12 protein-coding genes and 1 other annotated feature are annotated in these 13,512 nt (G+C 37.5%); of the genes, 9 read left to right on the top strand and 3 right to left on the bottom strand.

Going from position 1 to position 13,512, the window contains the following annotated elements:
• The first annotated feature begins 138 nt into the window (after positions 1-138).
• Positions 139-338 (top strand) — a binding site (T-box leader).
• A 73-nt stretch (positions 339-411) separates the two neighbouring features.
• Positions 412-2,103 carry an arginine--tRNA ligase gene (gene argS, locus AB3H90_RS02385; RefSeq protein WP_368016102.1) on the top strand — a complete coding sequence of 564 codons (1,692 nt, stop codon included), beginning with the start codon at positions 412-414 and terminating at the stop codon, positions 2,101-2,103.
• A 150-nt stretch (positions 2,104-2,253) separates the two neighbouring features.
• Here argS and AB3H90_RS02380 read toward each other — a convergent pair whose 3' ends face one another.
• On the bottom strand, positions 2,254-2,733 hold the full coding sequence (locus tag AB3H90_RS02380; RefSeq protein ID WP_010718869.1) for an arginine repressor: 480 nt from the start codon (positions 2,731-2,733) through the stop codon (positions 2,254-2,256).
• A 387-nt stretch (positions 2,734-3,120) separates the two neighbouring features.
• Here AB3H90_RS02380 and rpsB point away from each other — a divergent pair, with 387 nt between their 5' ends.
• From rpsB to AB3H90_RS02340, 8 genes are all read left to right on the top strand, one after another.
• On the top strand, positions 3,121-3,903 hold the full coding sequence (rpsB, locus tag AB3H90_RS02375) for a 30S ribosomal protein S2 (RefSeq protein ID WP_010718870.1): 783 nt from the start codon (positions 3,121-3,123) through the stop codon (positions 3,901-3,903).
• Positions 3,904-3,999: 96 nt separating this feature from the next.
• The gene (gene tsf, locus AB3H90_RS02370; protein ID WP_010718871.1) at positions 4,000-4,881 is read left to right on the top strand and encodes a translation elongation factor Ts; all 882 of its coding nucleotides are present in this window, start codon (positions 4,000-4,002) and stop codon (positions 4,879-4,881) included.
• A 221-nt stretch (positions 4,882-5,102) separates the two neighbouring features.
• Positions 5,103-5,825, top strand: a complete 723-nt coding sequence (gene pyrH / locus AB3H90_RS02365) for a UMP kinase (protein WP_010718872.1) — start codon at positions 5,103-5,105, stop codon at positions 5,823-5,825.
• Positions 5,826-5,828: 3 nt separating this feature from the next.
• Positions 5,829-6,386 carry a ribosome recycling factor gene (frr, locus tag AB3H90_RS02360; RefSeq protein ID WP_010718873.1) on the top strand — a complete coding sequence of 186 codons (558 nt, stop codon included), beginning with the start codon at positions 5,829-5,831 and terminating at the stop codon, positions 6,384-6,386.
• A gap of 229 nt (positions 6,387-6,615) precedes the next feature.
• Positions 6,616-7,425: an isoprenyl transferase gene (locus AB3H90_RS02355; protein WP_010718874.1), complete on the top strand. Its 810-nt coding sequence runs from the start codon at positions 6,616-6,618 to the stop codon at positions 7,423-7,425.
• Positions 7,422-8,222: a phosphatidate cytidylyltransferase gene (locus AB3H90_RS02350; protein ID WP_368016101.1), complete on the top strand. Its 801-nt coding sequence runs from the start codon at positions 7,422-7,424 to the stop codon at positions 8,220-8,222. Before AB3H90_RS02355 ends, AB3H90_RS02350 begins: the two co-directional genes overlap by 4 nt.
• Before the next feature lie 384 nt (positions 8,223-8,606).
• Complete coding sequence (gene rseP / locus AB3H90_RS02345) at positions 8,607-9,875, top strand: RIP metalloprotease RseP (RefSeq protein WP_010718876.1); 1,269 nt, start codon at positions 8,607-8,609, stop codon at positions 9,873-9,875.
• 69 nt (positions 9,876-9,944) lie between these two features.
• Entirely contained in the window at positions 9,945-11,648 is a 1,704-nt protein-coding gene (locus tag AB3H90_RS02340; RefSeq protein WP_010718877.1) for a proline--tRNA ligase, read from the top strand.
• Positions 11,649-11,844: 196 nt separating this feature from the next.
• Here AB3H90_RS02340 and AB3H90_RS02335 read toward each other — a convergent pair whose 3' ends face one another.
• Together AB3H90_RS02335 and AB3H90_RS02330 are read right to left on the bottom strand one after the other, a co-directional pair.
• Entirely contained in the window at positions 11,845-12,639 is a 795-nt protein-coding gene (locus AB3H90_RS02335; RefSeq protein WP_368016100.1) for an SDR family NAD(P)-dependent oxidoreductase, read from the bottom strand.
• Between the two features lie 16 nt (positions 12,640-12,655).
• Positions 12,656-13,498, bottom strand: coding sequence for an aldo/keto reductase (locus AB3H90_RS02330; RefSeq protein WP_368016099.1), 843 nt, complete (start codon positions 13,496-13,498; stop codon positions 12,656-12,658).
• Between the last annotated feature and the right edge of the window lie 14 nt (positions 13,499-13,512).

The following is a 13,512-nucleotide window of genomic DNA, read 5'->3' as shown; positions in this document are numbered from 1 at the left end:
CTTTTTCTTAGGAAATGAACTATGTTAAAAAGTGTCCAGTTGGTATTTCTTCTCCTTTAGACCTTCTGGACATTTTTTATAAGAAATCCCTAGCCAGCAGTTTTTTTTTCTGCTATAATTCAATTAATATAATAATTTCATAGTTTGTTGAACAAGAGAGTAATTGTATTTACTTGATTAAAGCGAGTTTGGGTGTGGTGAAAGCCAAACGAGAGGATACAATGAAGCGCACTTGGAGAACTCTGTCTAAGACAGACGGCTATCAACCGATATCAGATGAAGCTGGTCCTAGCAAATAGGACAACTGGAGTGGTACCGCGGGATATCTCGTCTCTAGTGATCATAGTTATCTATGATCACTAGAGATTTTTTTGTTTTCAGCAAACAAAAGTATTTATAGGAGGAATGTAAATGAATAACAAAGATATTGTATCAAAAGCGATCTATGACGTTGTCAAAGACGATCTTACAATGGAACAAGTAGAAAAACTATTAGAAAATCCAAAATCTGCAGACCATGGGGATGTAGCCTTTCCTGCCTTTTCATTAGCGAAAATCTATCGAAAAGCCCCTCAACAAATTGCAGCTGACCTAGCAGAAAAAATCGATTCAACAAACTTTGAAAAAATCGAAGTGGTTGGTCCTTACTTAAACTTCTTTATGAATAAAGCGATGATCAGTAAAGAAGTTTTGGCTTCTGTCGTGAAAGAAAAAGAACATTATGGCGACAGCTCCATCGGAAATAACGGAAACGTACCAATCGATATGTCTTCTCCTAATATTGCAAAGCCGATTTCAATGGGGCATTTGCGTTCTACAGTTATCGGGAACTCCATCGGATTTATCATGGAAAAATTAGGCTACAACCCGATTCGTATCAATCATTTAGGAGATTGGGGCACACAGTTTGGGAAACTGATTGTGGCTTATAAAAAATGGGGTTCAGAAGAAGCAGTACGTTCTGAACCAATCAATGAATTGTTGCGTCTGTATGTTCAATTCCATGAAGTGGCTGAAACAGAACCAGAATTGAATGATGAAGCACGTTCATGGTTTAAACGTTTGGAAGAAGGCGACAAAGAAGCCATTGAATTATGGCAATGGTTCCGCGACGAATCTATGAAAGAGTTCAATAAAATCTACGATCTATTAGAAGTTCGTTTTGATTCTTTAAATGGTGAAGCTTTCTATAACGATAAAATGGATGAAATCGTAGAACTTTTAGAAGAAAAACATTTATTGCAAGCAGATAAAGGTGCTGAAATCGTTGACTTATCAGCTTATGATTTGAACCCAGCGTTGATCAAGAAATCAGATGGTGCAACACTTTATATCACTCGTGATTTAGCAGCAGCTCTTTACCGCAAACGCACCTATGATTTTAAACAATCATTGTATGTTGTCGGAAACGAACAAAGTTATCACTTCAAACAATTGAAAGCTGTTCTTAAAGAATTAGGCTTTGATTGGTCAGATGATATGCATCACATCCCATTCGGATTGATTACTCAAGGTGGTAAAAAACTATCAACACGTAAAGGGAAAATTGTTTTACTTGAAGAAGTGCTAAATGAAGCCATTGACTCTGCTAAAGAACAGATCAGTGAGAAAAATCCTGATTTAGAAAATAGAGATGTGGTAGCTAAACAAGTCGGTGTTGGCGCAGTTATCTTCCATGATTTAAAAAACGATCGCCTAAATACATTTGACTTTAATTTAGAAGAAGTTGTCCGTTTCGAAGGTGAAACAGGACCTTATGTACAATATACACATGCTCGTGCTGTCAGCTTGTTAGCAAAAGCCGACTTTACGCCATCGACAGATCAAGAATACGCCTTGAATGATGAAAACAGCTGGGAAGTTGTAAAATTGATTCAAAAATACCCAGAAACTGTTTTACAAGCAGGTGAAAAATACGAACCTTCTATTATTGCGAAACATGCAATCAAGTTAGCTCAAGCATTTAATAAATATTATGCACATACTAAAATTTTAGTTGAAGATGACCAAAAAGAAGCGCGTTTAGCATTAGTTTATGCTGTAACAGTCTTGTTAAAAGAAGATTTACGTTTGCTTGGCTTACACGCACCAGATAAAATGTAAGAAAAGTAACGTACACAAATAAACCGTCCCTTGCGAAAGGCTTACTTATAATAGCAGCTTTCGTGAGGGGCGGTTTATTTTATATAGAAGTGATTGGGACAGATATCATCCATTCATTGATTCATGCTGCGTTGATTAAATTTAGTTGGCTTAAAAAAGTGTTGTTTCTTTGGGAGCATGTAAGAAGGCTTCCACCAATTTTGCTTCTTCTTCATCTTTGGAAATGATAATGGTTGTATCGAACCCGGCAATCGTACTGACGATATGAGGTGGTTTGATATCGTCTAAAACGGCAGCGAAAAGATGTGCGTTGTCTGGTAAGGTATGGACGACCGTCAGAAAATGGACCCGTTCCACTTTTAACACGATGTCTTCGATCATTTGGACTAACCGTTTTTCATCATCTGTTTTTGCTTCGAGTCCTTTTTTTCCTTGAAAAAGAACAAAATGGGAAACGCCATTTTCATCTGGTACTTTTACGATTTTTAAGTCACGAATATCTCTGGAAATCGTAGCTTGTGTCGCTGTCACACCATAATCCTCCAGTTTGGCCAAGAGTTCTTCTTGTGTACGGATCGTAAATTCCCCGATCACTTGTTTAATAAGTAAATGTCGCTCAGATTTACGCATATTCTTTCTCCTTTACGAAAGATTTCACATGTATCATATCAAAAAAAAATCGAGTTGCCCAATATTATTCTGATTTATGAGATAACTCTAGGAATTATGATCATTTGTTAATGAGAGAGTAAAGCATAAAAGATGAGAATAAATGCAGAGGCAACTAGAGATTTCTCTTGATATTTACTAGCAAGTCAGGTAAAATATTGAATGTTGAGCAAGAATGTCTCTTTAGCTATTGCTATACAGGTAGGTTACTTGTATAATGTTTAAAGATGCTTTTTGCATCAACAAATCCACATTCCTGTTGGATCGTTGATAGGTGCTTGAAAAAGTTTGTCAGCGAGGTGAAAGACAGGGAGAGGAAAAATAAAAACCAAATCGGAGGAAACAAAAATGGCAGTAATTTCAATGAAACAATTACTAGAAGCCGGCGTACATTTTGGTCACCAAACTCGTCGCTGGAACCCAAAAATGAAGAAATATATCTTCACAGAAAGAAACGGAATCTACATCATCGACTTACAAAAAACTGTTAAGTTAGTAGATGCAGCTTATGACTACATGAAGAGCGTTGCAGAAGAAGGCGGCGTGGCTTTATTCGTAGGTACGAAAAAACAAGCACAAGAAGCAATCAAAGATGAAGCAACACGTGCTGGACAATACTTTGTAAACCATCGTTGGTTAGGTGGAACATTGACTAACTGGGATACAATCCAAAAACGTATCAGCCGTTTGAAACAAATCAATGCAATGGAAGAAGATGGAACTTTTGAAGTTCTACCTAAAAAAGAAGTTGCTGGTTTGAACAAACAACGTGAACGTCTTGAAAAATTCTTGGGTGGTATCGCTGATATGCCAAGAATTCCAGATGTAATGTACATCGTTGACCCACGTAAAGAGCGCATTGCTGTTCAAGAAGCGCATAAATTAAATATCCCAATCGTAGCTATGGTTGATACAAACTGCGACCCAGACGAAATCGACGTAGTTATCCCTTCAAATGACGATGCAATTCGTGCCGTTAAATTGATTACTTCAAAAATGGCTGATGCATTTATCGAAGGTAACCAAGGGGAAGACCAAGTAGTTGAAGAAGACTTTGTAGTAGAAAACAATGCTACTTCAATCGAAGAAATCGTTGACGTTGTAGAAGGCGACAACACTTCAGCAGAATAATTTTTAAATGATGGAGCTGTTTCAAAGGCTAGGCGACAAGCCTCACTCTCCTTTGAAACAGCTTTTTTTAAAAAGAAACTATAGGAGGATACAATAATGGCAGATGTAACAGCTAAAATGGTAAAAGAACTACGCGAAATGACAGGCGTAGGTATGATGGATGCGAAAAAAGCATTAGTTGAAGTAGAAGGCGATATGGAAAAAGCAGTAGATCTTTTACGTGAAAAAGGAATGGCTAAAGCAGCTAAGAAAAATGATCGTATTGCAGCTGAAGGATTAGCTTCAGTAGCAATCAAAGGAAATACTGCAGCAATCGTTGAAGTTAACTCAGAAACAGACTTTGTTTCTAAAAACGAAATGTTCCAAGATCTAGTGAAAGAAATCGCTGAACTTGTTGCAGAAAACAAACCTGCAGACATGGAAGCTGCAATGAAGATCAAAACAGAAAAAGGTACGATCGAATCTGACTTGATCGAAGCAACACAAGTAATCGGAGAAAAAATCAGCTTCCGTCGTTTTGAAGTAGTTGAAAAAGAAGATAACGCTGCTTTCGGTGGTTACTTACACATGGGCGGACGTATCGCTGTATTGACTGTTTTAGATGGAACAACTGATGAATCTGTAGCAAGAGACGTTGCTATGCACGTAGCTGCAATCAATCCTCGCTATGTAAACGAAACTCAAATTCCTGAAGCTGAATTAGAACATGAAAAAACTGTTCTTACAGAACAAGCTTTAAACGAAGGTAAGCCTGCTAATATCGTTGAAAAAATGGTAGAAGGACGCTTGAAGAAATTTAAAGCAGAAATCGCTTTGGTTGACCAACCATTCGTTAAAGATCCTGATATGACTGTTGAAAAATATGTTGCTTCTAAAGGTGCTACAGTGAAAACTTTTGTACGCTTTGAAGTTGGCGAAGGAATCGAAAAACGCGAAGACAACTTTGTTGAAGAAGTTATGAACCAAGTGAAAAAATAATTCTGAAAATCGAGTATATGTTATCTAATGTTGATCCATTTTGCGAGTCACTTTTTAAATGTTGGATCAACATTAGATAGTATGCTTATTTGGAATTAAAAAGGAGCAGCGACGTATGTCACAGCTCTTTTTTTTAGGCATAGGTACAAATAGTTAGACTTTTAGTGGCTAAATTACCTGAATATGGTAAAATAGCAATAGAAAATATTGGAGGAATGAACATGGTCACACCGAAATATCAGCGTGTTGTCTTAAAATTAAGTGGAGAAGCTTTAGCTGGGAATGAAGGCTTTGGAATCAAACCGCCTGTTATTAAAGAAATCATCCAAGAAATCAAAGAAGTACACGAATTAGGCGTTGAAATGGCAATCGTGGTAGGCGGCGGCAATATTTGGCGCGGACAAATCGGTGCTCAGATGGGAATGGAACGTGCTCAAGCTGATTACATGGGGATGCTGGCAACTGTAATGAATGCTTTAGCGTTGCAAGATACTTTGGAAAATGTTGGTGTGCCAACACGTGTCCAAACATCAATCGAAATGCGACAAATTGCTGAACCATATATTCGCAGAAAAGCAGAACGTCATTTAGAAAAAGGCCGAATCGTGATTTTTGCAGGTGGAACTGGGAATCCATACTTTTCAACAGACACCACTGCAGCATTACGCGCAGCTGAGATTGGCGCTGATGTTATTTTAATGGCTAAAAACAATGTTGATGGTGTTTATTCAGCTGATCCAAAATTAGATTCAAATGCTGTGAAATTTGAAGAATTGACTCATTTAGAAGTGATTGCAAAAGGGTTGCAAGTAATGGACTCTACCGCTAGCTCACTAAGCATGGACAATGACATCCCATTGCTTGTCTTTAATTTAAATGAACATGGAAATATCCGTCGTGCAATCTTAGGCGAAAATATCGGAACAACTGTAAGGGGGAAATAAAAAATGGCAGATGCAATTATGACAGAAGCAAAAGAAAAGATGCAAAAAGCAGCACAAAATTTACAACGTGAGCTTGGACAAATTCGTGCAGGACGTGCCAATGCAAGTTTACTTGATCGAATCACAGTTAATTATTATGGTGCACCAACACCTTTGAACCAAATGGCTTCAATCCAAATCCCGGAAGCACGTGTTTTAATGATCACTCCATTTGATAAGAGCATTTTACAAGATGTTGAAAAAGCAATTATGGCAAGTGATATTGGAATCAGTCCAACCAATGATGGGAATGTCATTCGTTTAATTATTCCTCAATTAACTGAAGAACGTCGTAAAGAATTAGCAAAAGATGTAAAAAAAGAAGCAGAAAATGCAAAAATCGCTGTTCGTAACATTCGTCGTGATGCAATTGATGAATACAAAAAACAACAAAAAAATGGCGATATCACAGAAGATGATCTACGTGGATTAGAAAAAGAAGTACAAAAACTAACCGATGAAAGCATCAAAGAAGTAGATAAAATCGCTAGTGACAAAGAACAAGAATTACTGGAAGTTTAATCATAAAGCTTGGTAGAATCAGTCTTTTATCAATGCTGTTTATGTATTTTTACACCTACTAAAAAGCCTTGGACGATTTCTTGTCCTAGGCTTTTTTTATAGCAAAAGTTAAAAAATAAGAAAAAAGTCGTAGAAATAACTAAAAAAAGTAATCCAGCATAGGAAATCACGTGATAAATTGATATAATACTAAAGATAGTGGTAACTTTTAAGTATAGGAGGAAAAAGAATGTTACGTTTTTTTCCGCAAAAAAACAAGTATATTCAAGAAAAAAGTGATTTTCATTTTGCGGCTGAAGGTCCCATTCCTCAGCATATCGCAATCATTATGGACGGAAATGGTCGTTGGGCCCAAAATCGACGTTTACCTCGAGTTGCTGGACATAAAGAAGGGATGGAGACAGTTAAAAAAGTAACCAAACAAGCTTCTCGTTTAGGTGTGAAAGTTTTAACCCTCTATGCTTTTTCAACAGAAAATTGGAAACGACCAAAAGATGAAGTCCGTTTTTTGATGCAACTTCCAGTGGATTTTTTTGATACATTTGTTCCAGAATTGATCAAAGAAAACGTTCAGGTTCGTGTCATGGGCTATGAAGAAGTATTACCTGAACATACACAAGATGCTGTTCGTCGAGCAATTGAGCAAACAAAAGATAATACTGGAATGATCCTTAACTTTGCTTTGAATTATGGAAGCAGAGCAGAGATTGTGACAGCAGTCAAAAAAATTGCTGAAGAAGTCAAAAATGAAGAAACTGCGATTGAAGCTATTGACGAAGAACTGATTGCAGATCATCTCATGACTGGTTTTTTGCCAACCGAATGGCGGGATCCTGAATTGGTTATTCGAACAAGTGGGGAAGAAAGAATTAGTAACTTCTTGCTTTGGCAACTTGCATACAGCGAATTGTATTTCACAAAAGCTTTGTGGCCTGATTTTGATGGGGCGCATCTAGAAGAAGCAATCGCAGCATTTCAAAACAGAGACCGTCGTTTCGGTGGCGTGAAGAAAACAGAGAAAGAAGGAGATCAGTCATGAAGCAACGAGTGATCACAGCTGCTATTGCCCTGGTCCTATTTATACCAATTATATGGATCGGTGGAATCACAATCGAATTTGTAGCAGCTTTGTTAGCAGTCGTCGGTGTCTATGAGTTATTCCGTATGAAGGGCTTGACGTTGTTAAGTTTTGAAGGAATATTATCAGCGATTGGAGCAGTCATTTTAGTTCTGCCAAAAGAACGTTGGTTTTTCTTTTTATCGGAGAAGACAAGCACGTTTATGCTCTTTTACTTGATCGTCATGATCTTGCTAGGAACATCAGTTATTTCAAAGAATACCTATACGATTGATGAAGCGGGATTCCCGGTAATTACTAGTTTATATGTAGGTATTGGATTTCAAAATTTTGTCAATGCAAGAACAGAAGGTTTGGCAGTCTTGCTCTTTGGATTATTTGTCGTTTGGGCAACTGATATCGGTGCTTATATGGTTGGAAGACAATACGGAAAACATAAGTTAAGTCCAGATGTTTCACCAAATAAAACAATCGAAGGAGCATTAGGTGGTATTGCTAGTGCATTAGTCGTTGCTTTGTTGTACTTCTTGTTCTATCCAGCCAAAGAATTATTTGGACATGGGCTGTTCTTCATGCTCCTTGTAACGATGCTCTTATCGATCGTGGGACAATTTGGTGATCTCGTTGAATCTTCGATCAAACGTCACTACGATGTCAAAGATTCTGGGAATATCTTACCAGGGCATGGCGGGATACTAGATCGTTTTGATAGTTTGCTTTTTGTCTTTCCAATCATGCATTTATTTGGATTGATTTAGTGATCATCAAAGACTTGAATGAGCACTTGCCTAATCGTCTACTCATTTATAAATAACAATAGTTTAATAGGATGCCAATGAGTTGTTAACTAAATATGGGTATGGGAATGAAGCATTATCTTTTTTCAAATCAATATGCGAGCTTTATGTTCACATCTTACTCAAAAAAGAATACGTGGTGTCTTAGAAGTTGTTCGTTCAGAAAATAAGCCGAATAATCCAGAAGAAAAATAGTTTTGGATTATTTGGCTTATTTCTAAAAATTGATTATTTCCAGCGCCACCTCTTTTCTTTAAAAAAACTAGGGCTATTGGTGAATAGCTATTAATATGGTAAAATTAAGATGTTTTATTTAACCTAAAAAAAAGTAAAGGAGAATGTAAAATGAAAACAATTATTACATTTATTATTGTTTTTGGCATTTTGGTCATTGTTCATGAATTTGGACACTTCTTCTTTGCGAAACGATCAGGAATTCTCGTTCGAGAGTTTGCAATTGGTATGGGACCCAAAATTTATGGGCATCAAGCTAAGGACGGAACTACCTATACACTACGTTTATTGCCAATCGGAGGTTATGTGAGGATGGCAGGAAACGGGGACGATGAAACAGAGATGGCTCCGGGAATGCCGTTATCTCTTTTATTAAATTCTGATGGTATCGTAGAGAAAATCAATTTAAGTAAAAAAGTACAGCTTACAAATAGTATCCCGATGGAATTGATTCGTTATGATCTTGAAGAAGAATTAACGATTACTGGCTATGTCAATGGCGAGGAAGAACAAGAAGTGACTTATTCTGTCGCGCATGATGCTTCGATCATTGAAGCAGATGGCACAGAACTTCGAATCGCTCCAAAAGACGTGCAGTTCCAATCAGCCAAATTATGGCAACGGATGTTGACGAATTTCGCAGGACCAATGAATAATTTCTTGTTAGCTATTTTGTTATTTATTCTGCTTGCTTTTATGCATGGCGGAGTTCAAGTCACTAACACGAATCAAATTGGCGAAGTCTTACCTAATGGTGCAGCACAAACTGCTGGTTTAAAAGAAAATGATAAAATCTTGGAGATCAATGGTAATGCCATTCATTCTTGGGGAGATCTAACGGCTACGATCACCGAGAATCCTGGGAAAAAACTCAATGTTGAAGTCGAGCGCAATGGTCAGAAACAAACCCTTTCAGTAACACCAGGCGTGGTAGAATCGAATGGAAAAAAATATGGGCAATTAGGAATCAAAGCACCAATGAAAACGGGATTTTTTGACAAAATCATTGGAGGAACACAACAAGCTTTCAGTAGTTCATTAGAAATTTTTAAAGCACTAGGCTCATTATTTACAAACTTTAGTTTAAATAAATTGGGCGGTCCTGTAATGATGTTCCAATTATCTTCAGAAGCTGCAGATCAAGGAATATTAACGGTCATTAGCTTGATGGCCATTCTTTCGATGAATTTGGGAATCGTTAACTTATTACCAATTCCAGCGCTTGACGGAGGAAAGCTTGTCTTGAACGTCGTGGAAGGGATTCGTGGAAAACCAATCAGCCAAGAAAAAGAAGGCTTTATCACATTAGCAGGCTTCGGTTTATTGATGCTTTTAATGGTATTAGTCACATGGAATGATATCCAACGATTCTTTTTCTAGAAAAAGTTTATAAATAGGGTATAATTACAAACGATAAATGATTATATGAGAAATGAAGGAGTATATAGAATGAGACAATCAAAAATGTTGATTCCAACATTACGAGAAGTTCCAAATGATGCAGAAGTACTAAGTCATCAAATTTTATTAAGAGCAGGGTATATTCGCCAAGTTTCAGCTGGTATTTATTCTTATTTGCCTCTTGCTAATCGTGTATTGGAAAAATTAAAAACGATCATGCGTGAAGAATTTGAAAAGATTGGCGCTGTCGAAATGTTGATGCCAGCTCTCTTACCTGCGGAATTGTGGGAAGAATCTGGTCGTTATGAAACTTACGGCCCAAATTTATATCGTCTCAATGATCGTAATGATCGCAAAATGATCTTAGGTCCAACTCATGAAGAAACATTTACTGAATTGATTCGCAATGAAGTCAATTCCTATAAAAAATTGCCGTTGAACCTTTACCAAATCCAGACAAAATATCGTGATGAAAAACGTCCACGGTTTGGGTTATTACGTGGCAGAGAATTTATTATGAAAGATGCTTACTCTTTCCATTCATCAGAAGAAAGTTTAGATGAAGCGTATAAAGATTATGAAAAAGCATATACTGAGATTTTCAAACGTTGTGGGTTAGATTTCCGAGCAATCATTGGTGATGGTGGCGCAATGGGTGGTAAAGATTCAAAAGAATTCATGGCGATCTCAGAAATCGGTGAAGATACGATCTGTTACTCAACAGAAAGCGATTATGCCGCTAACTTAGAAATGGCGACAAGTTATTATGTCCCTAAAAAATCACATGAAACACAACTTGAATTAGAAAAAATTGCGACACCAGATGTAAAAACGATTGAAGAAGTAGCGAACTTCTTTGAAACTGAGCCACAAAAAATCATCAAATCTGTTTTATTTATGGCAGACGAAAACCCAGTATTGGTATTAGTACGTGGGGATCACGATGTCAATGATGTGAAACTGAAAAACTTTTTAGCGGTTGATTTCTTAGAAGAAGCAACAGAAGAAGATGCTCAAAAATACCTAGGAGCAGATTTCGGCTCTGTTGGTCCAATCGGTGTAGCAGAAGAAGTAAAAGTCTACGCTGATCGTCATGTCCAAGACTTAGCGAACGCTATTACGGGAGCGAATGAAACTGGGTTCCATTATGTGAATGTCAACCCAGAACGAGATTTTGAAGTGATCTCATATGAAGACCTTCGCTTTGTTCAAGAAGGAGATCCATCACCTGATAATAATGGTGTATTGGCATTTACACGTGGAATCGAAATCGGACATATCTTTAAATTAGGCACACGCTATAGTGAATCAATGGGCGCAACCGTATTAGATGAAAATGGACGTGAAAAATTTGTCATTATGGGTTGTTACGGAATTGGCGTAAGTCGTCTGCTTTCAGCAATCGTTGAACAAAATTCAGATGAAAATGGCATTAACTGGCCTAAAGGAATCGCGCCTTTTGATTTACATGTTGTTCAAATGAATCTAAAAGACGAAAACCAAACGAACTTAACCGAAGAAGTTGAACAAACGATGTTAGCTGCTGGTTATCAAGTACTCGTTGACGATCGTAATGAGCGTGCAGGTGTGAAATTTGCAGATTCCGATTTAATTGGCTGTCCAATTAGAATTACAGTAGGTAAAAAAGCGGTGGATGGTATCGTTGAAGTCAAAATTAAGAAAACTGGGGAAATGGTTGAAGTTCGCAAAGAAGAGCTAGCAAATACGTTACCCATTCTTTTAAATCAATAAAATACAGTCAAGAAAGAAAATTCTTGCTTGAAATGAAAGACAAGCCTAACAAATAGTTGGGCTTGTCTTTTTTCTAATGAGACTGAGGCAAATTTTGGCTCGGTATCCTTCGTTTTTTGTTTCTCACATTTGTTCGAATGAAAAATCATACTGGCTCTTTAGTAAGAAGAAATTGATTTGTGTTACAAAATCGTTCTTAATAAATCGTTGGCACCAATCCTCCATCAAGTCGCAAGGCAGCGCCAGAAAAAGAAGTTGCATAGGGGCTAGAAACAAAGGCAACAAAACGCCCGATTTCTTCTGGTCGGATCAAGCGTTGGATCTGTGAGAGTGGACGATGATTTTTCATAAAATCTTGTTCCCATTCAGATTCAGGCAATTGGCTGTCTGCGTACATTGTTGTTAACATTTCTTGAACGCCCTCTGTCAAGGTGGAGCCAGGCATGATCGTGTTGACGGTCACTTGAGAGCCAACAGTCAATTTGGATAAACTTTTTGCTAAAGAAAGATTCATCGTTTTGGTCATACTGTATTGGGCCATTTCACCTGAAGGCATCACTGCTTCTTCACTCGCAATAAAAAGGATACGACCAAAATCTTGCTTCAACATTTTAGGTAAATAATTTTTGGCTAATGCATTTCCAGCAAGTACATTGACTTGGAAAAAATGTTCCCAAATATCATCTGTGATAGCTAAATAATCCATCGGTTCAAAAATCCCCATATTATTGATCAAAATATCTACTGTAGGAAATTGCGTAAACAGTTCTTGCCGTGCTTCTGGATCTGCTAAATCAAATGGCGCACGCTGAGGGTTAGTTTGGGGGAATTTTGCTTTTAATTCAGTGACCACTTGATCAACAAGCGGTGCGTGACGACCGTTGATGATGACATCTGCACCTTCTTTTGCCAATTCGATCGCAATGGCCTTTCCGATGCCTTTTGTTGAGCCAGTGACTAACGCAACCTTATGAGATAAACCTAGTTCCATCTTACATCTTCCTCCTTTATTTAAAATCGAATGTATCAGGATTTGGTCCTACCCGAAAATGATCGTTCAGTGCATTCAAAACCGTCATTTCATCTTCAGAAAGAACGAAATCAAAAATGTCAGCATTACTTTTCATTCGTTCGGGCTTAACTGACTTGACCACTAATAAGATGTCTTGCTGGACATCCCAACGTAAGATTACTTGGGCTGGAGTAATATGATGCGCTTCAGCAATCTCTACTATAGTTGGATGATTCAATAGTTTCCCTTGCATCAAAGGGGACCACGCTTGGATCTTTATTGCATGTTTTGCGCAGAAATTGCGTAGTTCAATTTGAGATAACTTTGGATGTAGTTCCACTTGGTTGAGAACAGGAATGACATTCGCATGTGTCAATAATTTTTCTAAATGAGTGATTTGAAAATTGCTAACACCAATCGCTTTGATTTTCCCCGCTTGATATAATTTTTCCAAAGCACGCCATGACTCTAAAAATGCATCTTCGCCAGGCCAATGGATTAAATAAAGATCTAGATAGTCTAGTCCTAGACGTGCTAAACTGGTTTCAAAAGCTTGGATCGTTTCGTCATAGGTTAAATGATCGTTCCAGACTTTGGAGGTTACGAATAGTTCTTCTCGAGAAATTCCAGCAGCTTTCAGCCCTTCTTTGATTCCGATTCCTGTACCAATTTCATTATCATATATTTGAGCAGTATCAATCAACCGATAGCCCTTTACAATGCCTTCTTTGACTACTTCAGCAGTTTGGGTATCAGGGATTTGAAAGACACCAAGTCCTATCCCTGAAATTTCTATTTGGTTATTTAACATGATTCGATCATTCAATGAATGGATCATCTATACTCCTCCTT

This window comes from Enterococcus sp. C63 (genome assembly GCF_040887215.1).
Taxonomy (GTDB): domain Bacteria; phylum Bacillota; class Bacilli; order Lactobacillales; family Enterococcaceae; genus Enterococcus_B; species Enterococcus_B hirae.
Note: the sequence above shows the minus strand (reverse complement) of the source record. Positions and strands in the feature narration are given on the sequence as shown.